The following is a 23,762-nucleotide window of genomic DNA, read 5'->3' on the forward strand; positions in this document are numbered from 1 at the left end:
CCCCTAGTCCGCCTGCGCCTGCCACTCGCGGACGTTCTCCTCGCTGACGCCCGAGACCTCCTCCGCGAGCCGTTCGGCGTCGGCCTCCGCGAGCTCGCCGACCGTCTCCACGCCCGCGTCCGCCAGCTTCTCCGCGGTCGCCGGCCCGATGCCGTCCAGGGCCTCCAGGCCGCGCTCGCGCTGGCGCTGCTGGTACTCCTCGTAGTTGCAGATGGGGCAGCCGAGCTCCCAGGGCTCGCCGTCGCCGTCGTGGACGACCAGCTCGGGCAGGTCGTGCTCGTCGCAGTACTCGTCGGTCACCTCGATGTCGCCGCGGCGCGGCAGCGGCAGCGAGTACTCGCAGTCCGGGTACCGCGTACAGCCCACCAGCCGGCTCCCCGTCTGGAGCTGCTTGATAGCGAGCTCGCCGCCGTGTTCCTCGCCGCACTCCGGGCACGCGCCGATGACGCGGTCCTCGCTCTCATCGGCCGCCTCGGCCGCGCACAGCGGACAGCCGTGCACGAACGTGTCCCGGCCGGCGAGCATCTTCACCTCGTGGAGGCCGTGCTCCTCGCAGGTCTCGTCCAGCACCAGCGGCTCGCCGGTCGAGGGCAGCGGGAGCGTGAACCGGCAGTCCGGGTAGCCGTCGCAGCCCACGAAGTACGACCCCGTCCGCGACCGCCGCACCAGCAGCGTGTCCCCGCACTCCGGACACGGCCCCAGGGTCTTGTCCGCCTTCAGCGAGTCCCGGAGGTGGTCGCCGATCTCCTCGCGGGACTCGGTGAGCTCGTCGAACACGCGGTCGAGGTACTCCCTGGACTCCGCGGTCACCTCCTCGAGGGTCTTCCCGCCGTCCGCGATGGCGGTCATGTCCGCCTCCAGTTCGCTGGTCATCTGCTCGCTCACCACGAGGTCCGCGTAGTCCTCGGCGGCCTCCACCACCGCCTTCGCGAGCGTCGTCGGCCGCGGCGGGTCGCCCTCGATGTAGCCCCGGTCGTAGAGCTTCTCGATGGTGTTGTGGCGCGTGCTCTTCGTGCCGATGCCGAGGTCCTCCATGGTCTCGATGAGGCGGCTCTGGCCGTACCGGCGCGGCGGCTGGGTCTCCTTGGCCTCCAGGCGCGCGTCCGTCACCGCGAGCACCTCGCCCTCGTCGACGTCCGGCACGTAGTTCTCGCTCGTGTTGAAGTACGGGTAGACCGCGTGGTAGCCCGCCTCCACGAGGCGCTTGCCGTTCGCTTTCACGGACGCGCCGTCGGCGCCCGCGACCACGCGCAGGTGCTCCCAGACGGCGGGCTCCGCGAGCGTCGCGAAGAACCGCCGCACCACGAGCTCGTAGATCTCCCACTCGTCCTCGGAGAGCTTGTTGCGGTCCGGGAAGTCCGGCGTCGGGTGGATCGGCGGGTGGTCGGTCGTCTCCTCGTCGCCCGCCGTCGGCGACAGCCGGTCTGCCTCCAGCAGCGACTCGGCGTCGTCCCCGAACACCGTGTTCGTGAACTCCGAGAGCAACTCGCGCTCGTCGAGGTCGTCCGGGTAGACGGTGTTGTCAGTCCGCGGGTACGTGATGTAGCCCGCCGTGTAGAGGTCCTCCGCGATGCTCATCGCGCGCCCCGCCGAGTACCCCAGCGAGCCGGCGGCGCGGATGAACTGCGTCGTGTTGAACGGCGCCGGCGGGTCGTCGGTGCGCGTGCGCCGCGTCACCGACCGCACGACCGCCTCGCCCGCGTTCCGCAGCGTCTCGAAGGCCGCCTCCGCGTCGGCCTCCGCCCAGACGCGCTCGGCCTCGGTGCCGTCCTCGCCCTCGTAGAAGTACTGGGCCTCGAAGGTCGTGTCGTCCTTCCGGAGGTCCGCGAACAGCTCCCAGTAGTCGTCGGGCTCGAACGCCTCGATCTCGCGTTCCTTGTCGACGATGAGCTTCAGCGTCGGCGACTGCACGCGGCCGACGGAGATGAAGTCCTCGCCCATCTGGCGCGCGGACAGCGACAGGAACCGCGTCAGCGCCGCGCCCCACACGAGGTCGATGATCTGGCGGGCCTCGCCCGCGGCCGCGAGGTCGAAGTCGATGTCGTCGGGGTCCGCGAACGCGGACGTCACCTCGTTGTCCGTGATCGAGGAGAAGCGCACGCGCTCGACGGGAACGTCCTCGTTGACCTCGCGGACGAGCTCGTAGGCCTCCTTCCCGATGAGCTCGCCCTCGCGGTCGTAGTCGGTGGCGATGACGACGCTGTCGGCCTCGCGGGCGAGCCGCTGGAGCGCGTTCACGATGTCCTCCTGGGTCGGCTCCTTCACGACGTCGGCGTGGACGAGCTCGGCGGGCTCGACGTCCCGCCAGTCCGAGTACTCCGGCGGGAAGTCCATCCCGACGACGTGCCCGGACAGCCCGATGCAGCGGCGGTTCCCCCACTCGTAGACGTTCACGCCCGCGGTCTGTGTCGTACTCGCGCCACCCTCGGAGAGGATGTCGGCGATGCGTCGCGCGGCGTTGTTCTTCTCGGTGACGATGAGTTCCACGGTGTCCCTCCACCTCTCGGGTGGTCGTTGGGAGCGCTACGCCACAGCCGCGGGTAAAGATTTCGGGACCGAAAAACCGGAAGCAAGCGGCGGGACAAGGCGCGTGCCGGCGCGCTCGCACTCGCACGCTCGCCGCCGCGCACGCCCGACGACCACCGGTCACCCGTGGCGACCGCGTCCAGCAACCCCTAAGCCCGTCGCCGGGGAACACCGACGCGATGGACCGACGCTCGCTCACGCAGTGGCTCGGCGCCGCCCTGTTCGCGTTCACCGTCGCCGCCGTCGCCGTCGTCGGCGTGCCGCCGCCCGGCATCGCCGTCCAGATGCTGTTGCTCGCCGCCGCCGGCGCGCTGTTCTTCGCCGGCGGCGTCACCGACAGCGTCCGCTGGGGGCTGCTGGTCGGCCTCGGGAACGTCGCGCTCGGCGCGTCGCTGCTCCTCAGTGCCGCCCTCGACTACGACGACGGCGCCGGCGGCCTCGCGTACACCGCCGCCGTCGTCGTCGGCGGCCTCGCGCTCGCCGCAATCGGCGTCGGCTACGTCGTCGAACACGACGCCTTCGACACCGACGTGTAGCGCTCACTCGACGCGGTAGAACATCCCCTTCGACGCCGGCCGCGTCTCCTCGAACCCCCACTGCTCGTAGAAGCCGTCAACGTCCGCCAGCAGGTTCACGTACGCGCCGCCGGGAGCGTGCTCGTCGAGGTAGTCGACGACGGCGTCCATCAACCGGGAGCCGAGGCCCTGCCGCTGGTGGTCTGGGTGGACGACCGTGTCGCAGACGTGGTAGACGGACCCGCCGTCGCCGACGACGCGCGCCATCCCCACCACCTCGCCGGTCTCCGTGTCCACGACCGTCACGCCGTACAGCGAGTTCCGGAGGCCGCGCTCGACGCCCTCGCGGGGCCGCTCGGCCATGTCCGCCGCGTCGCGGAGTGCCAGGAACCGCCGGGGCGTCGGCAGCTCCTCGCGGAGTTCGTAGCGCACGACCACTGTCGGGGCCTCACCCCAGTTCCTCGCGCAGGAGCTCGTTCACCTGGCCGGGGTCGGCGCTCCCGCCGGTCCTGGCCATCACCTGGCCGACGAGGAAGTTCAGCGCGCCGTCCTCGCCGCTGTGGTAGTCCTCGACGGCCTCGGGGTTCTCCTCGACGGCCGCCTCGACGGCCGCCTGCACCTCGCCGCCCGTGGTCTTCCCGAGGCCCTCGCGCTCGACGACCTCGTCCGGCTCGCGGCCCTCGTCGAGCATCGCCCGGAGCACGACCTCCTCGGCGTTCTTCGCGGTGATCTCGTCCTCCGCGACGAGCTCGATGAGGCGCTCGAACTCGCCGAAGCGGTCCGCGACGTCCGCGACGTCGAGGTCGCGGTAGTTCAGCTCGCCGAGGATGTTGTCGGCGACCCACGTCGCCGCCAGTCCCGGGTCGTACTGCTCGGCCATCGCCTCGAAGAGGTCCGCGACCTCCTTCCGGGACGTCAGCTTCGAGGCGGTCTCCGCGCCGAGGTCGTACTCCTCGCGGAAGCGCTCGCGGCGCGCGTCCGGCAGCTCCGGGATGGGGACGCGCTCCTTCCAGTCCGAGACCTCCAGGGGCGGGATGTCCGCCTCCCGGAAGTACCGGTAGTCCTTCTCCGCCTCCTTCGAGCGCATCGACACCGTGATGCCGCGGGCCTCGTCCCAGTGGCGGGTCTCCTGTTCGACCTCGCGGCCGCGCTGGATCTGGTTGCGCTGGCGCGTGATCTCGTACGAGAGGGCCTTCTCGGCGGCCCGGTGGCTGGAGATGTTCTTCACCTCCGTGCGGTTCGCGGACTCCAGGGTCTCCTCGCCGAGGTCGCCGTCGTCATCGAACGCGGCGGCGTCGACCATCGAGATGTTCGCGTCGACGCGCAGGCTGCCGTCGCGCTCCGCGTCGAAGACGCCGAGGTACTCGAGGACGTCGGTGAGCTTCGCGAGGAACGCCCGCACCTCGTCGGCGCTCCGGAAGTCCGGGTCGGTGACGACCTCCATCAGCGGCGTGCCGGCGCGGTTGTAGTCGACGAGCGTGTAGTCCGCGGTGTCGATGCTGCCGCCGACGTGCCTGAGGCTGCCCGGGTCCTCCTCGAGGTGCGCGCGCTCGATGCCGATGGTGCGGCGCTCGTCGCCGACGGTCACGTCGAGTTCGCCGTCCTGGCAGACGGGCGCGTCGTACTGCGTGATCTGGAAGCCCTTCGGGAGGTCGGGGTAGAAGTAGTTCTTCCGGTGGAAGCGCGTGCGCTCGGGGATGTCCGCGTCGATGGCCTTCCCGAGTTTCACGGCGGCCTCGACGGCGGCCTCGTTCAGCACGGGGAGCGCGCCGGGCAGCCCCAGGCAGACCGGACACGTGTGCGTGTTCGGCTCCGCGTCCGCGGTGTCGGTCGAACACCCACAGAAGATCTTGGTGTCCGTCTCCAGTTGCACGTGGACCTCGAGGCCGATGACCGCCGCGAGGTCCCGCTCCTGCGCTTGCTGGCTCATTGCCTCCGGGTTCGGGCGGCGTCGCCGAAAGCATTACGTCTGGCCGTCCGCGTGGCCGACCCCGGCGAGCGTCTGACGCCCGTCCGACCCACACTTATACGGTTCGCGTCCCCTTCACGAGGTATGACCGAGGACAGCGAGCGCGTCGACGAACTCGAACAGCGCGTCGACGAACTGGAGGCGACCGTGCGCGGACTCACCGAGGAGCTCGTGGACGCCAGCGAGCGCATCCGAACGCTGGAGGCCGAACTCGACCAGAGCCCGAGCACCGAGGAGCTCCGCGAGGCCCGCGAGGAGGCCGAGCCGGCCGCGGCAGACGAGAGCGAGGCGGAGGGAGCCGAAGCGCCTAAACGTGCGGACGGCGAGGCTGGCGACAACGAGGAGTCGGACCTCGACGACATCATCGTCGCGTAGGCCGGCTCGCCGCCAACCGACCCACCGCTCCATGTACATCGACGAACTCGTCCTCGAGAACTTCAAGAGTTTCGCGGGCACGACGAGGATCCCGTTCTACGAGGACTTCACCACCATCAGCGGGCCGAACGGCTCGGGGAAGTCGAACATCATCGACGCGGTGCTGTTCGCGCTCGGGCTGGCCCGCACGTCGGGCATGCGGGCGGAGAAGCTCACCGACCTCATCTACAACCCCAGCCACGAGGGCGACGGCGAGGCCGCCGGCCCGAAGGAGGCCAGCGTGGAGGTCGTGCTGAACAACGAGGACGACACGCTCTCGCGCTCGCAGGTGGAGGCGGCCGCCGGCTCGGAGAAGGTCGGCGACGTCGACACCATCACCGTGAAGCGCCGCGTGAAGCGCACCGACGACAACTACTACTCGTACTACTACCTGAACGGCCGGTCGGTGAACCTCGCGGACATCCGCGACCTGCTCGCGCAGGCGGGCGTCGCGCCCGAGGGGTACAACGTCGTGATGCAGGGTGACGTCACCGGCATCATCAACATGACGGCCGGGGAGCGCCGCGAGATCATCGACGAGATCGCGGGCGTCGCGGAGTTCGACGCGAAAAAAGAGGACGCCTACGAGGAGCTGGCGGTCGTCGAGGAGCGCATCGGCGAGGCCGACCTCCGCATCGAGGAGAAGCGCGAGCGCCTCGAGCAACTCGAGGACGAGCGCGAGACCGCCCTCGAGTACCAGGGGCTGCGCGACGAGAAACAGGAGTACGAGAGCTACGCGAAGGCCGCCGAACTCGAGGAGAAACGCGAGGACCTCGCGGCGACGCGGTCGGACATCGCCGAGCGCGAGGCGGAACTCGACGAACTCCAGGAGGAGCTCGACGAGCGCCGCGGCACCGTGTTGCGCCTCGAGGAGGACCTCGAGGACCTGAACGCGGAGATCGAGCGGAAGGGCGAGGACGAACAGCTCGCCATCAAGCGCGAGATGGAGGAGATCAAAGGCGACATCTCGCGGCTCGAGGACAAGGTCGAGGCCTGCGAGGACCGCATCGAGGACGCGGAGACCGAGCGCCGCGAGGCGTTCGTGGAGATCGACCGGAAACAAGAACAGATCGAGGACCTCGAGGGCGAGATCAGGGAGCTCAAAGTCGAGAAGGCGTCGGTGAAGGCGGACGTCCAGGACAAGCACAGCGAGCTCACGGACGTCGAGGCCGAGATCGAGTCCGTGGACACGGAGTTCGACGAGCTGAAGGCCGAGCTCGCCGAGAAGAAGGAGGCACTCGAGGCGGCCAAAAGCGAGCGCAACGACCTCCAGCGCGAGCAGGACCGCCTGCTGGACGAGGCCAAGCGCCGGTCGAAGGCCGTCGAGGAGGCGAAGGCGGACCTCGAGGAGGCACGCGAGCGCCTGCCGGAGCTCGACGCGACCCTCGAGGACCTCGAGGACGAGCTCGCGAAGGCGAAGCGGAACCGCGAGCAGATCGTCGACGTCGTCGAGGACCTCAAGCGGGAGAAACGCGAGCGCCAGCAGGACCTCGACGACGTCGAGGACGACCTCTCGGCCGCCCAGGAGGAGTACGCGCGCCTGGAGGCGAAGGCCGACGAGTCCGGCGACAGCTCCTACGGGAAGGCCGTCTCCACCATCCTGAACGGCGACGTCGGCGGCGTCCACGGCACGGTCGCCCAGCTCGGCGGCGTCAGCGAGCAGTACGCGACCGCCTGCGAGACGGCCGCGGGCGGCCGGATGGCGAACGTGGTGGTGGACGACGACGGCGTCGGCCAGCGCTGCATCGAGTACCTCAAGCAGCGCAACGCGGGGCGCGCGACCTTCCTCCCCATCACGAAGATGCGGAACCGGTCGCTGCCGAGCGCGCCCGGGCTGCCGGGCGTGGTGGACTTCGCGTACAACCTCGTGGACTTCGACGAGCAGTACGCGCCCGTGTTCTCGTACGTGCTCGGGGACACGCTCGTCGTCGAGGACATGGAGACCGCCCGAGACCTGATGGGCGACTACCGGCTCGTGACGCTGTCCGGGGAGCTCGTCGAGAAGTCCGGCGCGATGACGGGCGGCAGCCGGTCGGGCTCGCGGTACTCGTTCTCGAAGTCCGGGAAGGGCCAGCTGGAGCGGGTCGCCGAGCGCATCCAGCGCCTCGAGGACGAGCGCAGGGAGATCCGCGCGGACGTCCAGGAGATCGAGGGCCGCCTCGAGGACGCCCGCGACCGCCGGCAGGACGCCAGCGAGCAGGTCCAGTCCATCCAGAACGACCTCGAGCAGGCCGAACGCGAGCGGGAGTCCGTCGAGGACCGCATCGAGGACCTGGAGGCCGACATCGAGGAGCTGCAGGCCGAGCGCGGGGACGTCGACGAGGAGATGCAGGCGATCGAGGACGACATCGGCGAGAAGCAAGACGAGATCGCCGACCTGGAGGCCGACATCGAGGAGCTAGAACGGGAGCTGGCGGACTCCCGGATCCCCGAGCTCACCGCCGAGAAGGAGGGGATCGAGGCCGAGATCGCGGACCTCGAGGACCGCGTGGACGACCTGGACGGCGAGCTGAACAGCCTCCAGCTGGAGAAGGAGTACGCCGAGGACGCCGTCGAGGACCTCCACGACGACATCGAGGCCGCGCAGAACGAGAAGGCCGAGCAGGAACAGCGCATCGGCGAACTCGAAAAGCAGATCGAGGCGAAACGCGGGGAGCTCGCCGAGAAGGAGGCGGCAGTCGCCGAGCTCGAGGACGAGCTCGCGGACCTCAAGGCCGACCGCGAGGACCTCAAGGACGACCTCCGGGAGGCGAAGGGGGCGCGCGACGAGAAGGCCGGCGAGGTCGAGCAGGTCGAGAACCGCCTGAAGAGCCTGCGGAGGGCGGAGTCGCGGCTGAGCGAGGAGGTCGCGGACCTCGAGGAGGCGGTCGGGGACTACGACCCCGAGGAGATCCCGGACCTCGAGGAGGTCGAGGCGAACGTCGCGCGCCTCGAACGCCAGATGGAGGCCCTCGAGCCGGTGAACATGCTCGCCATCGACGAGTACGACGACGTCGAGGACGACCTCGAGGACCTCGAGGACAAGCGGGCGACGCTCGTGGAGGAGCGCGACGGCATCCAGGACCGCATCGACCACTACGACGAGCAGAAGAAGTCGACGTTCATGGAGGCGTTCGACGCCATCAACGAGCAGTTCCAGCGCATCTTCTCGCGGCTCTCGGCGGGGTCGGGCGAGCTCGAACTGGAGGACCCCGAGGACCCCTTCGAGGGCGGGCTGACGATGAAGGCCCAGCCGGCGGACAAGCCCGTCCAGCGCCTGGACGCGATGAGCGGCGGGGAGAAGTCACTGACCGCGCTGTCGTTCATCTTCGGCATCCAGCGGCACAACCCGGCGCCGTTCTACGCGCTGGACGAGGTGGACGCGTTCCTGGACGCGGTGAACGCCGACCGCGTCGGCGAACTCGTCGACGAGCTCGCCGGGGACGCGCAGTTCGTCGTGGTGAGCCACCGCTCGGCGATGCTGGACCGCTCGGAGCGCGCCATCGGCGTGACGATGCAGGAGGACAACCGCAGCGTCGTGACGGGCATCGACCTCTCCGCGCAGGGGGCGGTCGCCGATGACTAGGGGTGGTCTGCGGTGAGCGACGGTCGGGACGACGTCCCCCTGGACATCACGGGCCGCGAGGACCGGAAGCGCGACCGCGAGAACGGGACCGACAGCGAGGGCGCGCCGGACGGCGGGCTCGCCCTGAGCGACGACGACAGCGGGGGAGCGGCCGCGGACGCCGGCGGGAGCGAGACGCCGGACTCCGCCGCGGAACTGATCGCGGAGTCGCCCGCCGACCCCGAGCCGAACCCCGAGGACGAGGTCGAGCCGGTCGAGTTGCTGGTGCAGCTGGCGAAGAGCGGCGAGATCGAGCCGTGGGACATCGACATCGTCGCCGTGACGGACAAGTTCCTGGAGGCGCTCGACGAGGCGGACCTGCGGACGTCTGGCCGCGCGCTGTTCTACGCGAGCGTCCTCCTGCGCATGAAAAGCGACGCGCTGCTCGAGGACGACGACGAGGAGGAGCCCGACGAGGACGAGTTCGACGACCGGCTGCCGTGGGAGGCGCCGCCGCCGGACGCGGACCCGGACGGCCGGCCGGCCTACGACCCCGTGGACGCCCTGGAGGCGGAGATGGACCGCCGCCTGGAGCGCAAGCACGCTCGCGGCAACCCGGAGACGCTGGACGAACTGGTCAGGGACCTCCGCGAGGCCGAGCGCGGGTCGTGGTGGAAGGAGTCACGGAGCTACGACACCAGCGACTCGCCGAAGGGGTTCCGGCGCGGCGTCCAGGAGCTCGACTACCGGTCCGGCGACGAGTTCCGGATGGACGACGAGCCGACCGCCGACGAGGCGCTCGGGAACGCCCACGAGGAGGACATCGAGGCGACGATCGCGGACGTCCGCGAGGTGCTGGACGAGCAGTACGGCGGGGGACGCACGGAGGTGCTGTACGAGGAGGTCGCGGACGCCGGCGGGTCGCGCGTGGAGACGTTCCTCGCGTTGCTGTTCCTCGCGCACCGCGGCGCCGTCGTCCTCGAGCAGGACGACCTGTTCGGCGACCTCTGGGTCTGCGAGAACGCGGCCGCGACGCCGGAGCCGGTCGCCGTCGACTAGAACTCGAACCAGTCGGTGACGCGGCCGGACTCGTGGAGGCGCCAGCGCTGGCGCCTCGTGCCGTCCCCGCCGGTGTCGACGCGGAGAGTCGCGCCGAACAGCGGTTCCAGCGTCGCGAGCCGGTCGTCGTCGGCGGCCGCGGACACGTGGAAGTGCCCCATGCCGCCGGCGTTCCGGACCGTGCTCGTGAGCAGGTGGAGGAACCGGAACAGGCCCTCCTCGGTGGCTTCGCCGGCGTCGACGGCGTCGAGGAACGGGTCGAGGCCGTCGACGCAGAGCCGGACCGCGCCGGGGCTGTCGGCGGTGCCGGCGACGCGGTCGAGCGCGTCGGTCGTCGCGGCGAGCACCGCCGGGAAGTCCGCGAACTCGGGGACGCGCTCGTACCAGTCGCCGGCGTCGGACAGCGAGGGGCCGGTCGCGTCGCCGCTCGGGGTCACAGCGGCCGCCGAGCGCGTGCCGGTGGCGGGCGTGGCGTCGACGACGCCGAGCGTCGAGGCGTCCGTGCGCCGCGGCCGGTGGCGGTCGAGGACGGTCGAGACGTCCGCGGCCGTCGAGAGGAAGACGTGGCTGCGGTCGAGTTCGGGCGCGCCGAGCAACCGCTCGCAGGCCGGGCCGCGGCCGGCGGCGTCGCTGACGACGAGGACGTTACACCCGTCGCGTTTCAGCGCCGCCAGCTCCTTCGAGAACGCCTCGACGTCCGCGTGCTCGGCCATAGTACGGGATAACCAACGAGCGAATAGTATTTACATTTTTGGACTGCGGGTGCGAATCTTACCGCGTCCGCCGCTCTCCGAGACGACCTTCGCGACGGGCCGCGTTCACTCGGTGCGTTACAGGTAGTCGCCGACGAGCGCGTCGACGCGCTCGCGGGTCGCCTCGGGGATGGCCTCGGTCGGCGTGTTCACGGTGCCCTCGAGCGCGGTGGAGCAGTCGCAGTCGCGCTCGTCGGGCATCGTCTCGATGGCGCGCTCGACCGTCCGCTTGATGGCGGTCTCGTTCTCCGCGGCGTTCGCCAGGACCTCCTCGAGGGTGACCTCGCTGTCCTGGTTCCAGACGTCGTAGTCGGTGACGCCGGCCACGGTCGCGTAACACATCTCGGCTTCCCGCGCGAGCTTCGCCTCCGGGACGGCGGTCATGCCGACGAGGTCCCAGCCCTGGGACCGGTAGAACTCCGACTCCGCGCGCGTCGAGTACTGCGGCCCCTCGATGCAGACGTACGTCCCGCCCGCCTGCGTCCTCGCGTCGGTCGCCTCGCTGGCGGCCTCGTGGAGGTGCTCGACCATGTGCGGGCAGTACGGGTCCGCGAACGGCTGGTGGACGACGATGCCGTCCCCGAAGAACGTCGAGTCGCGGTGTTTCGTCCGGTCGAAGAGCTGGTCGGGCACCACGAGCGTCTGCGGCGGCAGGTCCTCCTTCAGGCTGCCGACGGCGTTCGACGCGAGAATCCGCTCGACGCCGAGTTCCTTGAACGCGTAGACGTTCGCCTTGTACGGGAGGTTCGTGGGCGAGCGCTGGTGGTCGGGGCCGTGCCGCGGCAGGAACGCCACCTCGGTGCCCGTGTCGCCGAACTCGCCGACCGTGACCGGCGCGCTCGGGTCGCCGTACGGCGTGGACACGTCGACCTCGCGGACGTCGTTCAGCGGGAGCGCCTCGTAGATGCCGGAGCCGCCGATGAAACCGATCATGGGCGCAGTTGCACGGCGGACGCACCTAAACGAACCGATGCGGCGGGAGCGGCCGGACCGACCACGCCACCGAACCGACCACCCAGAACACCTGCAGCGAACTGACCGCAGGACGGGTTCCCGGTCGGAGCGCCGGGCGTCAGGCGTCGACGCGCAGCTTCCACTCGTCGTCGCCGGCCTTCACGAGGACGTCCCGTCGCACCATCTCGTCGAGCACCTCGTCGAGGCGGTCCGGCTGGGCGATCTCCATCTCGATGCGGCCGACGTCGTGGTACGCCGACAGGAGGTGCTGGAGCTCCTCGCGCGTGTACGGGCCGTCGCCGTCCTTCTCCATGACGCCGGAGACGAGGTCGATCATGTCCTCGATGAAGTTCCAGGGGTAGACCACCCACGTCCACTCCTCGAGGTACTCGCCGACGTAGTCCGGGTCGAACTCGCTCGTGCCGAGCAGCTGCAGGGTCGCGGTGCGGATCTCGTTGGCGTCGCGCTCGCTGACGTACTCGTGGGCGCGCTCGATGGAGCCGCCGGTGTCCGCGATGTCGTCGATGACGAGCACGTCCTTGTCCCGCACGGAGCCCTCCGGCATCGGGTAGCGGACCTCGGGCTCGCCGGACTTCTCGGCGGTGCCGACGTAGTGTTCCATCTTGAGGCTCGTGAGGTCGTCCAGCCCGAGGAAGTCACAGAGACACCGGCCGGCGAACCAGCCGCCGCGCGCCAGCGCCACCACGACGTCCGGCTCGAACTCGGAGGCCTTGACGTCGTCGCTGACGTCGCGGCAGAGACTGTAGATGTACTCCCAGTTGGTGATAGTGCAGTTGAAGTCGTCCGGGAGGTCGCTCATTGCGTACTGGGACTCTCGGGCGTCGCTACTTGAAGGTTTACAGGCGTCGCCCGCCCGCCGCGAGCGGGACCACCGTTTTGTAACAGGTCCGCGTCTGTGTTGGCATGTTCGACGCGATGCTGTTCCCGACGGACGGGAGCGACGGCGCGGACGCGGCGCTGGACTTCGTGCTCGACGTCGCCGCCGCGCACGGCTCGACGGTCCACGTCGTGAGCGTCGCCGACACCTCCCGGAGCGCGGTCGAGCAGCAGTCAGACGTGGTGGGCGTGCTCGAGGACAACGCGCGGCGCGTCGTGAAGGCCGCGGCGCGGCGAGCGCGCGACCGCGGCGTCGCGGTCGAGACCGCGGTGGAGCGCGGCGACCCCCACCGGGTCGTCTGCGACTACGCGGTGTCGGCGGGCGTGGACGTCGTGGTGATGCCGACGCGCGGGCGCCGCGGCCTCGAGCGCTTCCTGCTCGGGAGCACGACCGAGCGCGTCGTCAGGCGGTCGGACGTGCCCGTCCTGACGGTCCAGCCCGACGACGGCGCCGACTACCCGTTCGAGACCGTGCTGGTGGCGACGGACGGCAGCGGCTGCGCCGACGCAGCGGCCGAGCGCGGCGTCGCCGTCGCGGACGCCGAGGACGCGGCGCTGCACCTGGTGTCGGTCGTGGACATGGCGAGCCTCGGCGCGGACATGCGCAGCGACGTCGCGGTGTCGAGCCTCGAGGAGCGAGCGGAGGCGGTCCTCGACGAGTGCGCGGCCGACGCGAGCGACGCCGGCGTCGAACCGGCGGCCACCGAGGTCGTGTTCGGGACGTCGATCCACCGCGCGATCCTCCAGTACGTCGAGGACAACGACGTCGACCTCCTCGTCGTCGGGACGCACGGCCGCACCGGCTTCGACCGGTACGTCCTCGGCAGCGTCGCGGAGTACCTCGTCCGCACCTCGCCGGTGCCGGTGTTGACCGTCAGGGCGCCCGAGGACTGACGCCGGGCGCGGCCCGGGAGGAAAACACGCAACACGGAGGACCGCCAACCGGGTGGCATGACCGAGACGCGGGCGCTGCTCGTCGACGCGTTCACGAGCGAGCCGACGGCGGGGAACGCGGCGGGCGTGGTGCCGGACGCCGACGACCTCACGGACGACCAGATGCAGGCGATCGCGGCGGAGCTCGGCGCGAGCGAGACCGCGTTCGTCCGCGAGAGCGCGGACGCCGACCGCCGCGTGCGGTACTTCACGCCGACGACCGAGGTGGATCTCTGCGGCCACGCGACGATCGCGAGCCACGCGCACCTGTTCGCGGACGGCCGCGTCGACGCGGGCGACCACACGCTCGCGACGAACGTCGGGGTCCTGGACGTCGAGGTGGAGGCCGACGGGACCGTGTGGCTGACCCAGAACGCCCCGTCGGTGCGCGAGGTCGACGTCGGCTACGAGCGCGTCGCCGCGGCCACCGGCCTCGACCTGGAGGCGCTCCGCGGCGCGAGCGACGACCTGCCGCTCGCGGTGGCGTCGACGGGGCTGCCGTTCCTCGTGGTCCCGGTGACCTACCTCTCGGACCTCGGCGCCGCGGGGCCGGACTTCGACGCCGTGGACGCGCTCGCCGACGACGTCGACGCGGCCGGCGTCTACGCGTTCTCGTTCGACACGCTCGACGGCGACGCGACGCTGCACGGTCGCGCGTGGGTGCCGGGCGCCGGCATCGACGAGGACCCCGTGACCGGGACGGCGAGCGGCGCCGCGGCCGCCTACCTCACGCACTACGCCGCGTTCGGCGGCGACATCGCCGACGAACTCGTCTTCGAACAGGGCCACTTCGTCGACCGGCCGGGCCGCGTGCGCGTCCGGCCGAACGGCGGCGACGCGCCCGCTGTCGGCGGCACCGCCGTGGAGACCCTCGACGGCACGCTGCGGGTGCCGGCGCCCGCGGACGAGGACATCCTCGAGGCCTGAACAGCGCCGCGAGGCACACCGCCCGGGGGCGCGACCGCCGCGCCGGAGCGCGACTACCGGTCGCCGTCCGAGCGGTCGGCGTCCGGGCTCGCCGGTTCGAAGCCGTCGCTGGACTGGAAGCCGTCGCTGGACTCGTCCGCGGCGCCGGTCGTAGTCGACCCGCTCCCGGTGCCAGACGTCGATCCGCTCCCGGTGTCAGACGTCGACCTGCTCCCGGTGCCGGACGTCGACCTGCCCGTGGACGCGCTCGACGCGGACTGCGAGAAGTCGTAGGGTTCGTCCTCGCGGAGCTTCCGGAGTTCGCGGTTCGCCGACTGGAGTTCCGTCTGCATGTCCGAGAGCCGGTCGTCGACGAGGCTGACGATGTCGCTTTTCACGCGCTGCGTGTCGAAGGTGTCAGCGAGCGCCTCCTCGTGGGCGGCGGTCAGCGTCTTGTACAGCGCCCACGACTGGCCGAACCGGTAGACGGCGACGCCGACGACGGCGAGCGCGACGCCCGGCGCGAGCGCCGTGAGCAGGGCGGACGTCGTCTCCGCCTCGAGCGCCGGGCGACTGAGGTAGGCGCCCGCGGCGACGAACCCCAGCGCGATCAGTGCGAACAGCGTCGTGGCGAGGAAGTACTTGGCCGAGTGGACGGCCGCGCGTTTCGCGTCCATGGGCACGGCGACGTAATCCGGCGAGTAAAATCCTCCGCCAGGCCCCGCGGCCGCTCCCCGCCGCGAAGTTGTACTCGGAACCGAGTTCAGAAATTCTTGCGCGAGAGCCTGTCGCAATCTTCTTATGCGGCTTGCTGGTGTATTCACCTGCCACATGGCTGTACGCTGGCTGGAGGACATACGGGCCGACGACATCGACAGCGTCGGCGGCAAGGGCGCGTCGCTCGGCGAACTCACGGACGCCGGGCTGCCGGTCCCCCCGGGGTTCGTCGTGACCGCCGGGACGTACCGCTCGTTCATCGAGAACGCGGACATCGACGACGACCTCTTCGACGCGGTCGACGTCGACCCCGAGGACTCCGGGGCGCTCGCCGACGCCGAGGCCGCGGCGGAAGACCTCATCCTCGAGACCGACCTCCCCGAGGAGATCCGCGAGGACATCCTGTCCTCGTACGACGCCCTCGACGACGGCGAGGCGTTCGTCGCGGTGCGGTCGTCGGCGACCGCCGAGGACCTGCCGGACGCCAGCTTCGCCGGCCAACAGGAGACGTTCCTGAACGTCACGCGCGAGGACCTCGTCGACCGCGTGAAGCGCTGCTGGGCCTCGCTGTTCACCCAGCGCGCCATCTACTACCGCGAGGAACAGGGCTTCGACCACCGGAAGGTCGACATCGCCGTGGTCGTCCAGAAGATGGTCGACGCCGAGAAGTCCGGCGTGATGTTCACGAGCCACCCCTCCACGGGCGCCCACGAGGCCATCATCGAGGCCGCGTGGGGGCTCGGCGAAGCCGTCGTCTCCGGGGCCGTCTCCCCGGACAACTACCACGTCGACCGCGACTCCGGCGCGGTCGAGGAGGTCTCCGTCGCGGACAAGAAGGTGATGCACGTCCGGGACCCCGAGACCGGCGAGACCGTCGAACGCGAGGTCCCCGCCGAGAAGCGCGAACAGCGCGTGCTCTCCGACGACGAGATCCAGGAGCTGGTCGCCATCGGCGAGCGCGTCGAGGACCACTACGGCGAGCCCCAGGACGTCGAGTGGGCGATGGCCGACGGCGACGTCTACATGCTGCAGTCCCGCCCCATCACCACCATCAACGACGACGAAGACATGACCGAACCCAGCGACGACACCGGCGAGGAGCTCGTGCACGGACTCGGCGCCAGCCCCGGCATCGCGTCCGGTCCCGCGCGCGTCGTCACCAAGCTCGACCAGCTCGACAAGGTCGGCGAGGGCGACATCATCGTCACCGAGATGACGACGCCGGACATGGTGCCGGCGATGAAGCGCGCCGCCGGCATCGTCACCGACGAGGGCGGCATGACCAGCCACGCCGCCATCGTCTCCCGGGAGCTCGGCTGCCCCGCGGTCGTCGGCGCGTCCGACGCCACCGACGTGCTCGACGACGACCAGATCGTCACCATCGACGGCGACCGCGGCAGCGTCACCGAGGGCCGCGCCGAGACCGAGACGGAACGCGACCCCGTCGAGGAAGCCCGGCCGACCACGCCCGTGAAGCCGATGACCGCCACCGAGGTGAAGGTCAACGTCTCCATCCCGGAGGCCGCCGAGCGCGCCGCCGCGACGGGCGCCGACGGCGTCGGCCTGCTCCGCATGGAGCACATGATCCTCTCGACGAACAAGACCCCCGAGCGGTACATCGCCGACCACGGCGAGGACGCCTACGTCGACGAGCTCGTGCAGGGCGTCCGCACGGTCGCCGAGGAGTTCTACCCGCGCCCCGTGCGCGTCCGCACGCTCGACGCCCCCACCGACGAGTTCCGCCAGCTCGAGGGCGGCAACGACGAGCCCCACGAGCACAACCCGATGCTCGGCTACCGCGGCATCCGCCGCAGCCTCGACCGCCCGGACGTCTTCGCCCACGAGCTCGCGGCGTTCGAGGAGCTGTTCGAGATGGGCTACGACAACGTCGAGGTCATGCTCCCGCTCGTCAACGACGCCGACGACGTCCGCCGCGCACGCGACCTCATGGCGGACGCCGGCATCGACACCGAGAAGCGGACGTGGGGCGTGATGATCGAGACGCCCGCCGCCGCGCTCTCCATCGACGAGATGGCCGCCGAGGGCATCGACTTCGCGTCCTTCGGCACGAACGACCTCACGCAGTACACGCTCGCCGTCGACCGCAACAACGAGAACGTCGCCGACCGCTTCGACGAACTCCACCCCGCCGTCCTCGACCTCATCGAGTACACCATCGAGTCCTGCCGCGAGCACGACGTCGACACCAGCATCTGCGGGCAGGCCGGCTCCAAGCCCGACATGGTCGACTTCCTCGTCGAGACCGGCGTCTCCTCCATCTCCGCGAACATCGACGCCGTCCGCGACGTCCAGCACGAGGTCAAGCGCGTCGAACAGCGCCTGATCCTCGACGACGTCCGGTAAACGCACTGTCTGCTCTGGGCGGCCCGCAGCGCCGCGCGCCGCTCGGCTCGCGGACGCTTGCGGTCCGCGTGCTCGGCTGCGGCGGCGCGTCCGTTCGACCACAAGTCGTTTCACCGGATTGGCCGTACTGGCGGGCATGCTCGCGTACCACGCCGCGTTCCTGCTGTTGGTCGCGGGGTCGACGCTGTTCTTCGTCGCGCTCGCCGCGCTGAACGTCCGGCACGCCGACCGCGCGGTCCGCGAGCGCTCGGAGTGGCTCGCGGACACCCTCGGCGTCGACGACCCGGAGGAACTGCTGGACTACCACCGCATCACGACCGCCGCGTCGCAGCTGGAGAGCGTCGTCGTGCTCTCCGTCGTCCTGCTCGTCCTCTACACGGGGCTGTTCGGTGACGCCGTCGCGGCCGTCCACGAGACGGTCGCGAACGACCTCCTCGCGGGCGTCGCGGTCATCGTCGGCGCGACGCTCGCGTTCCAGGCGGTGAGCGTCCCCTTCGACGCGTTCGACACGTTCGCCGTCGAGGACGCGTTCGGGTTCAACGAGCAGTCGCCGCGGCTGTTCGTCCGCGACACGCTCGTCTCCGCGGCGTTCGCCACCGCGCTCGTCGCCGCGCTCGCCGCGGCGGTGCTGTTGACCGTCCAGCGGTTCCCCGAGTGGTGGTGGGTCGCCGCCACCGGCGTCGTCGCCGCGTTCCTCCTCGCCACGCAGGTCATCGTGCCCCGCGTGTTCCTCCCGCTGTTCTACGACTTCGAGCCCGTCGAGGACAGCGGCCTCCGGGACGCCGTCGAGGACGTCTTCGAGCGCGCCGGCTTCACGTGCGACGACGTCTACGTGATGAACGCGAGTTCCCGCTCCGGCCACTCGAACGCGTTCTTCACCGGGTTCGGGCGCACGAAACGCGTCGTCCTCTTCGACACGCTCGTCGACCAGCTCGAGGACGACGAACTCCAGAGCGTGCTCGCGCACGAACTCGCCCACTGGAAGGAGGGCCACGTCTGGCAGGGGCTCGCCGTCAGCGTCCTCCAGGTCGCCGTGCTGCTGTTCGTCGCGCAGTTCCTGCTCGACACCGCGTGGCTGTACGCGATGTTCGGCGCGCCAGCGACGCCCGCGGCCGGCCTCCTGCTCGCCGCGCTCTGGGTCGAACCGCTCAGTCAGTTCACGAGCCCGCTGTCGAACAGGCTCTGGCTCGCCAACGAGCGCGATGCCGACGCGTTCGCCGTCGACGTGATGGGCGACGGCCGCCCGCTCGCCGGCGCGCTCGCGACGCTCACCAGCGAGAACCTCGGCAACCCCTTCCCGCACTCGCTGTACGAGGCGTTCCACTACCGGCACCCGCCGGTGCCCGAACGCGTCCGCTACCTCACCGAGGACTGACCCGAGAACGGAACCGCTAAACGCCTCGTTCGTTTTCTGGAGCGTATGACGCGCGCGGAGCAACGCCCGGCCCCGCAGGACTTCGACCGCGTGCTCTCCTCGATGTGCACGGAACCGCACCCCGCCGCCAGGGAGGCCGCCGTCGAGTTCCTCGCCGACAACCCCGGCGACCCCGCGACCTACCCGACCGTCGCCGAACTCGAACGCGAGGCCGTCGCGGCGCTCGGCGACGTCGTCGGCCTCGAGGACCCCCACGGTTACGTGGGGTCCGGCGGCACCGAGGCGAACGTCCAGGCCGTCAGGGCCGCCCGCGACCTCGCAGACGGCGACGTGAACGTCGTCGCCCCCGAGAGCGCGCACTTCAGCTTCCGGAAGGCCGCCGACGTCCTCGACGTCGAACTCCGCCTCGCAGCCACGGACGACGACCACCGCGCGGACGTCGACGCCGTCGCCGACCGCGTCGACGGCGACACCGCGCTCGTCGTCGGCGTCGCCGGCACCACCGAGTACGGCCGCGTCGACCCCGTCCCGGCGCTCGCGGACGTCGCCGCCGACGCCGGCGCGCGCCTGCACGTCGACGCCGCGTGGGGCGGCTTCGTGCTCCCGTTCACCGACCACGACTGGAGCTTCGCGGACGCCGACGTGGACACGATGACCATCGACCCCCACAAGATGGGGCAGGCGCCGGTCCCAGCGGGCGGCTTCCTCGCCCGGGACCCGGAGACGCTGGACGCCCTCGCCGTCGACACCCCCTACCTCGAATCCGACGCGCAGCCGACGCTGGGCGGCACGCGCTCGGGCGCCGGCGTCGCCGGCGCACGCGCCGCCCTCGAGGCGCTCTGGCCCGACGGCTACCGCGACCAGTACGAGCGCTCGCAGGCGAACGCCGAGTTCCTCGCCGCCGAACTCCGCGACCGCGGCTACGACGTCGTCGACCCCGTGTTGCCGCTAGTCGCCGCGGACGTCCCCGACCGGGAACTCGAGGCGGTCCGCGAGGACGGCTGGCGGGTCTCCACCACCGCCGGCGGCGACCTCCGCGTCGTCTGCATGCCCCACGTCACCAGGGAGATGCTCGCGTCGTTCCTCGAAGCGCTCTCGGAAGCCGGTAGCGTTTAATCCGCGGCGACCCACCCACCAGACAGTGTACCCGCCTCCCGGACTCGCGGCCTCCATCGACCTCGGCGCCGTCGAGGCAGCGGTGCGTGCGGCGACCGGCTGGCCGGGCCTCGGCATCATCTTCGTCTACTCGTTCCTCATCGCGTTCGTGCTGCCGCTGCCCAGCGAGGTGGTGCTGTGTCCCGCGGGCTACGTCTGCGCGAGCGCCGCCGAACTCGCGCTCGGCCTCCCTCCCGCCGCCACCGTCGGCGTCGTCGTCGCGGTCAGCGGCGTCGGCAAGGCGCTCGGCAGCGTCATCGCGCTGTACGTCGGCCACGGCGCCAGCCACTCCGGCGTCGTCGTCGACGCCGTCCGACGCCTCGGGTTCGACCCCGTCGAGTGGTCGAAACGACGCATGGTCGCGCTCGTCCGCAGGTACGGCTACGTCGGCATGGCCATCGGCCTCTCCGTCCCCGGGTTCCCGGACACCCTCTCCATCTACGTGTTCTCCGTCATCGAGAAGAACTACACGCGGTTCGCCGCCGCCGCGTTCGCCGGGAGCGTCGGCCGACTCGCGGTCACCATCGCGGTCATCGAGGGCGCGATCGCGTTCGCGTGACCGGCGACGCGAACAATTAAGAGAGCCGACACGCATGCCGCAGACGTGCTCCGCGTGCGCTCCAGTCGCCTGACAACCGGCCTGCTCATCGTGCTCGTCGGCGTCCTCCTGTTGCTGTCCACCACCGACGCCGCACCGACCGAGTCCCTCTGGGACTTCCTCCCGTCAGTGTTCGTCGCGCTCGGCCTGTGGGCGCTCGTCCGCAGTCGATTCCGCAACCTCACCGGCCCGGCGATGGTCGTCGCCGTCGCCACCACCTACCAGGCGAAGAACCTCGGCTACGTCACCGACCAGCAGCTCGGCACGTGGTGGCCGCTGTTCGTCGTGCTGTTCGGCGTCCTCTACACCGTCGGGAAGTCCCGGCGACGGCGCGCCGGCGGCGGCTCGACCGCCGAGGTGCGAGGCGGGGACGTCTCTCTGGTCAGCCTGTTCTCCGGCTCGCAGCGCCGCGTCACCGGCGCCGGCTTCCGGGGCGGCGACGTCCTCGTCGCGTTCGGCGGCGCGGAACTCGACCTCCGGGACGCCGACCGCCCGAGCGAGCCGGCGACCGTCGACTGCCTCGTCCTGTTCGGCGGCGCGGAGCTCCGCGTCCCCGAGGACTGGAACGTCGAACTCGACGTCCTCTCGCTGTTCGGCGGCGCGGAGGACGAGCGGCCGCGCGGCGTCGCCGCGGCCGACGGCGACGTCGACCTCGTCGTCACCGGACTCGCGCTGTTCGGCGGCGTCGGCGTCGACCGCTGACCGGCCGGAACCCGGAAGGACGCGACGCAACCAGCGGGCTTTAGGCCCGCGCCGGCAGAACGAGAGAACATGACCCACGAGGACTTCCCCACCGACGACCCGGCGGTGGTCACCGCGGGGTTGCCGTACGCGAACGGCGACCTCCACGTCGGCCACCTGCGCAGCTACGTCAACGCCGACGTCTTCACGCGCGGCCTCCGGAAACTCGGCCAGCAGGCGGTCTACGTCTGCGGCAGCGACATGCACGGCACGCCCATCGCGGTCGAAGCCGCCAAGGAGGGCGTCAGCCCCGAGGAGTTCGCGCTCCGCCACCACGAACAGTACCAGGAGACGTTCCCCGAGTTCAACGTCGACTTCGACCAGTACGGCCACACGCACGACGAGACGAACACCGAGCTCACGAGGGAGTTCGTGCGCGCCTGGGAGGCGAACGGCTACGTCCACGAGAAGGAGATCGACGTCGCCTACGACCCCGAGGCCGACCAGTGGCTCCCCGACCGGTTCGTCGAGGGGACGTGCCCGTACTGCGGCGAGCACGCGCGCGGCGACGAGTGCGACGAGGGCTGCCAGCGCCACCTCGAACCCGGCGAGATCGAGGACCCGGTCTCGACCATCACCGGCAACCCCGCCGAGTACCGCAAGCGCGAACACAAGTTCCTGCGGCTCTCGGACCTCCAGGAACACCTCCAGGGGTTCATCAACCGCATGGAGGGGACGAGCAACGCCAAACACCAGCCCCTGGAGTGGATCGAGGGCGACCTCCAGGACCTCTGTATCACGCGGGACATGGACTGGGGCATCGACTACCCGGGCGAGGGCGCGGAGGACCTCGTCCTCTACGTCTGGGTGGACGCGCCCATCGAGTACGTCTCCGCGACGAAGCAGTACTGCGAGCGGACGGGCGACTTCGACTGGGAGTCCGTCTGGAAGGACGGCGACGGCGAGGTCGTCCACGTCATCGGCCGGGACATCATCCAGCACCACACCGTCTACTGGCCGGCGATGCTGGAGGCGGCGGACTACGCGGAGCCGCGGGCGGTCTGCGCGGTCGGGTTCGTGAACATCGACGGGAAGGGCCTGTCGACGTCGAAGAACCGCGCCATCTGGGCCCGGGAGTACCTCGACGAGGGGCTGCACCCGGACCTGCTGCGGTACTACATGGCGACCGCCAGCGGGTTCGAGCGCGACGTGAACTTCTCCTGGGAGCGGTTCGCGCAGCGCGTGAACAGCGAGCTCGCGGACGTCGTGGGGAACTTCGTCTACCGCGCGCTGCTGTTCGCGAGCCGGAACTTCGGCGGGACGCCGGACGCGGCGGTCTCCGACGAGGTGGAGACGGAGATCGCGCAGGCGATGGACGACTACGAGGACGCGCTGAACGACTACGACCTCCGGTCGGCGGGCGAGCGCGCGGTGGCGCTCGCGCGGTTCGGCAACGAGTACATCCAGCACAACGAGCCCTGGAAGCTCGACGACGACGAGGCGGCGCCGGTCATCCGGGACTGCGTGCAGCTAGTGAAGGCGGTCGCCGTCCTCCTGCAGCCGTTCACGCCGGAGAAGGCCGACGAGGCCTACCGCCAGCTCGGCGAGCCCGACACCGCGGCGGACGCCACCGTCGGGGACTGCCTGCAGGCGCCGCCGGCGGAGTTCGGGGAGCCCGAGGAGCTGTTCGAGAAGGTCGAGGACGAGCGCGTCGCGGAACTGGACGAGGCGCTCCAGGCGAAGATCGAAGCAGCCAGTAGCGACGAGGGCGACGACGGGGACGTGAGCGAGGAATCCGACGTCGAGCTGGAACCGCTCGCCGACGAACGAGTCAGCTTCGAGGACTTCCAGGAGCTGGACATCCGCGTGGGCGAGGTCGTCGCCGCGGAGGGAATCGAGGGCGCGGACGACCTCGCGCGCCTCGAGGTCGACATCGGCCACGAGGTCCGCCAGGTGGTCGCGGGCATCAAGCAGCTCCACGACCTCGACGCCCTCCCGGGGACGCGCGTGGTCGTGGTCGCGAACCTCGAGCAGGCCGAGCTGTTCGGCGTGGAGTCGAACGGGATGGTTCTCGCCGCGGGCGAGGACGCCGACCTCCTGACGACCCACGGGGACAGCGAGCCGGGCACGAAGGTCAAGTAGGGCTGGCAGGCGGCAGACGGCGCCGGTGCGTGGTGCCGCCGTTCCGCATCCGAACGCACCGGACGATTTCTACGTCACGCGCCGGGATGGTCCCGGCTTGTTATTTGAATCTACGCGGGCACAGCAGTCGGCGAACCGAGGAGCCGACGAGCGAGCATCCGTGGCCCGAGCGGTTCGGAGAACCCGAGGGCCACGGTTCAGCGCGCGACCGGAGGGAGGACGAAGCGCTTTTCCACCGGGTTTGTGCAAGCGAGGGCGGCC

Annotated in this window: 19 protein-coding genes; 12 read left to right on the forward strand and 7 right to left on the reverse strand. The window is 70.7% G+C overall.

The window, feature by feature from the left end:
- Positions 1–3: 3 nt before the first annotated feature.
- Positions 4–2,487, reverse strand: coding sequence for a DNA topoisomerase I (locus U5911_RS01565; RefSeq protein WP_336034708.1), 2,484 nt, complete (start codon positions 2,485–2,487; stop codon positions 4–6).
- A 218-nt stretch (positions 2,488–2,705) separates the two neighbouring features.
- Between U5911_RS01565 and U5911_RS01570 the strand changes: the two genes are divergently transcribed.
- Positions 2,706–3,062, forward strand: coding sequence for a DUF7994 family protein (locus U5911_RS01570; RefSeq protein ID WP_336034710.1), 357 nt, complete (start codon positions 2,706–2,708; stop codon positions 3,060–3,062).
- A gap of 3 nt (positions 3,063–3,065) precedes the next feature.
- On the opposite strand, the gene U5911_RS01575 is transcribed toward U5911_RS01570, so the two are convergent.
- Both U5911_RS01575 and gatB read right to left on the reverse strand, forming a co-directional pair.
- Positions 3,066–3,473 carry a GNAT family N-acetyltransferase gene (locus U5911_RS01575; protein ID WP_418771517.1) on the reverse strand — a complete coding sequence of 136 codons (408 nt, stop codon included), beginning with the start codon at positions 3,471–3,473 and terminating at the stop codon, positions 3,066–3,068.
- 16 nt (positions 3,474–3,489) lie between these two features.
- On the reverse strand, positions 3,490–4,971 hold the full coding sequence (gatB, locus tag U5911_RS01580) for an Asp-tRNA(Asn)/Glu-tRNA(Gln) amidotransferase subunit GatB (RefSeq protein WP_336034714.1): 1,482 nt from the start codon (positions 4,969–4,971) through the stop codon (positions 3,490–3,492).
- A 123-nt stretch (positions 4,972–5,094) separates the two neighbouring features.
- Between gatB and U5911_RS01585 the strand changes: the two genes are divergently transcribed.
- The 3 genes from U5911_RS01585 to U5911_RS01595 are packed head-to-tail and all read left to right on the forward strand — an operon-like array spanning position 5,095 to position 10,027.
- Positions 5,095–5,385: a DUF7518 family protein gene (locus U5911_RS01585; protein ID WP_336034716.1), complete on the forward strand. Its 291-nt coding sequence runs from the start codon at positions 5,095–5,097 to the stop codon at positions 5,383–5,385.
- Positions 5,386–5,416: 31 nt separating this feature from the next.
- Positions 5,417–8,989, forward strand: coding sequence for a chromosome segregation protein SMC (gene smc, locus U5911_RS01590; protein ID WP_336034717.1), 3,573 nt, complete (start codon positions 5,417–5,419; stop codon positions 8,987–8,989).
- Between the two features lie 12 nt (positions 8,990–9,001).
- On the forward strand, positions 9,002–10,027 hold the full coding sequence (locus U5911_RS01595) for a ScpA family protein (protein WP_336034718.1): 1,026 nt from the start codon (positions 9,002–9,004) through the stop codon (positions 10,025–10,027).
- Here the strand turns inward: U5911_RS01595 and U5911_RS01600 are convergent.
- The 3 genes from U5911_RS01600 to U5911_RS01610 form a co-directional block, all read right to left on the reverse strand.
- Positions 10,024–10,740, reverse strand: coding sequence for a DUF7504 family protein (locus tag U5911_RS01600; RefSeq protein WP_336034720.1), 717 nt, complete (start codon positions 10,738–10,740; stop codon positions 10,024–10,026). The two genes, U5911_RS01595 and U5911_RS01600, sit on opposite strands and share 4 nt — an antisense overlap.
- Before the next feature lie 117 nt (positions 10,741–10,857).
- Positions 10,858–11,712, reverse strand: coding sequence for an S-methyl-5'-thioadenosine phosphorylase (mtnP, locus tag U5911_RS01605; RefSeq protein WP_336034722.1), 855 nt, complete (start codon positions 11,710–11,712; stop codon positions 10,858–10,860).
- Positions 11,713–11,851: 139 nt separating this feature from the next.
- A complete protein-coding gene (locus U5911_RS01610) occupies positions 11,852–12,553 on the reverse strand; it encodes a phosphoribosyltransferase (RefSeq protein WP_336034724.1) in 702 nt (233 codons plus the stop codon).
- A gap of 104 nt (positions 12,554–12,657) precedes the next feature.
- Between U5911_RS01610 and U5911_RS01615 the strand changes: the two genes are divergently transcribed.
- Both U5911_RS01615 and U5911_RS01620 read left to right on the forward strand, forming a co-directional pair.
- The gene (locus U5911_RS01615) at positions 12,658–13,524 is read left to right on the forward strand and encodes a universal stress protein (protein WP_336034726.1); all 867 of its coding nucleotides are present in this window, start codon (positions 12,658–12,660) and stop codon (positions 13,522–13,524) included.
- Between the two features lie 57 nt (positions 13,525–13,581).
- Entirely contained in the window at positions 13,582–14,490 is a 909-nt protein-coding gene (locus U5911_RS01620) for a PhzF family phenazine biosynthesis protein (protein ID WP_336034728.1), read from the forward strand.
- Between the two features lie 53 nt (positions 14,491–14,543).
- On the opposite strand, the gene U5911_RS01625 is transcribed toward U5911_RS01620, so the two are convergent.
- Positions 14,544–15,146 (reverse strand): hypothetical protein, encoded by a 603-nt coding sequence (locus tag U5911_RS01625; RefSeq protein WP_336034730.1) that lies wholly within the window; start codon positions 15,144–15,146, stop codon positions 14,544–14,546.
- Between the two features lie 154 nt (positions 15,147–15,300).
- Between U5911_RS01625 and ppsA the strand changes: the two genes are divergently transcribed.
- The 6 genes from ppsA to metG all read left to right on the forward strand — a co-directional run bounded on the left by ppsA (position 15,301) and on the right by metG (position 23,501).
- The gene (gene ppsA / locus U5911_RS01630; protein ID WP_336034732.1) at positions 15,301–17,550 is read left to right on the forward strand and encodes a pyruvate, water dikinase; all 2,250 of its coding nucleotides are present in this window, start codon (positions 15,301–15,303) and stop codon (positions 17,548–17,550) included.
- Positions 17,551–17,686: 136 nt separating this feature from the next.
- Complete coding sequence (locus U5911_RS01635) at positions 17,687–18,925, forward strand: M48 family metallopeptidase (protein WP_336034734.1); 1,239 nt, start codon at positions 17,687–17,689, stop codon at positions 18,923–18,925.
- A gap of 45 nt (positions 18,926–18,970) precedes the next feature.
- The gene (gene mfnA / locus U5911_RS01640; RefSeq protein WP_336034736.1) at positions 18,971–20,041 is read left to right on the forward strand and encodes a tyrosine decarboxylase MfnA; all 1,071 of its coding nucleotides are present in this window, start codon (positions 18,971–18,973) and stop codon (positions 20,039–20,041) included.
- A gap of 25 nt (positions 20,042–20,066) precedes the next feature.
- On the forward strand, positions 20,067–20,639 hold the full coding sequence (locus tag U5911_RS01645; RefSeq protein WP_336034738.1) for a VTT domain-containing protein: 573 nt from the start codon (positions 20,067–20,069) through the stop codon (positions 20,637–20,639).
- A 45-nt stretch (positions 20,640–20,684) separates the two neighbouring features.
- Positions 20,685–21,380, forward strand: coding sequence for a LiaF transmembrane domain-containing protein (locus tag U5911_RS01650; RefSeq protein ID WP_336034740.1), 696 nt, complete (start codon positions 20,685–20,687; stop codon positions 21,378–21,380).
- A gap of 69 nt (positions 21,381–21,449) precedes the next feature.
- Positions 21,450–23,501 carry a methionine--tRNA ligase gene (metG, locus tag U5911_RS01655; protein ID WP_336034741.1) on the forward strand — a complete coding sequence of 684 codons (2,052 nt, stop codon included), beginning with the start codon at positions 21,450–21,452 and terminating at the stop codon, positions 23,499–23,501.
- The last annotated feature ends 261 nt before the right edge of the window (positions 23,502–23,762 follow it).

Origin of the sequence: Halobacterium yunchengense (assembly GCF_037031165.1) — an archaeon.
Taxonomy (GTDB): Archaea; Halobacteriota; Halobacteria; order Halobacteriales; family Halobacteriaceae; genus Halobacterium; species Halobacterium yunchengense.

Bases quoted from the DNA above. Each gene is read 5' to 3' on its own strand.
- U5911_RS01615 (WP_336034726.1), top strand. From the start codon at position 12,658: ATGTTCGACGCGATGCTGTTCCCGACGGACGGGAGCGACGGCGCGGAC.
- metG (WP_336034741.1), top strand. From the start codon at position 21,450: ATGACCCACGAGGACTTCCCCACCGACGACCCGGCGGTGGTCACCGCG.
- mfnA (WP_336034736.1), top strand. From the start codon at position 18,971: ATGACGCGCGCGGAGCAACGCCCGGCCCCGCAGGACTTCGACCGCGTG.
- gatB (WP_336034714.1), bottom strand. From the start codon at position 4,971: ATGAGCCAGCAAGCGCAGGAGCGGGACCTCGCGGCGGTCATCGGCCTC.
- U5911_RS01610 (WP_336034724.1), bottom strand. From the start codon at position 12,553: ATGAGCGACCTCCCGGACGACTTCAACTGCACTATCACCAACTGGGAG.
- smc (WP_336034717.1), top strand. From the start codon at position 5,417: ATGTACATCGACGAACTCGTCCTCGAGAACTTCAAGAGTTTCGCGGGC.
- ppsA (WP_336034732.1), top strand. From the start codon at position 15,301: ATGGCTGTACGCTGGCTGGAGGACATACGGGCCGACGACATCGACAGC.
- U5911_RS01625 (WP_336034730.1), bottom strand. From the start codon at position 15,146: ATGGACGCGAAACGCGCGGCCGTCCACTCGGCCAAGTACTTCCTCGCC.
- U5911_RS01620 (WP_336034728.1), top strand. From the start codon at position 13,582: ATGACCGAGACGCGGGCGCTGCTCGTCGACGCGTTCACGAGCGAGCCG.
- mtnP (WP_336034722.1), bottom strand. From the start codon at position 11,712: ATGATCGGTTTCATCGGCGGCTCCGGCATCTACGAGGCGCTCCCGCTG.
- U5911_RS01570 (WP_336034710.1), top strand. From the start codon at position 2,706: ATGGACCGACGCTCGCTCACGCAGTGGCTCGGCGCCGCCCTGTTCGCG.
- U5911_RS01600 (WP_336034720.1), bottom strand. From the start codon at position 10,740: ATGGCCGAGCACGCGGACGTCGAGGCGTTCTCGAAGGAGCTGGCGGCG.
- U5911_RS01635 (WP_336034734.1), top strand. From the start codon at position 17,687: ATGCTCGCGTACCACGCCGCGTTCCTGCTGTTGGTCGCGGGGTCGACG.
- U5911_RS01585 (WP_336034716.1), top strand. From the start codon at position 5,095: ATGACCGAGGACAGCGAGCGCGTCGACGAACTCGAACAGCGCGTCGAC.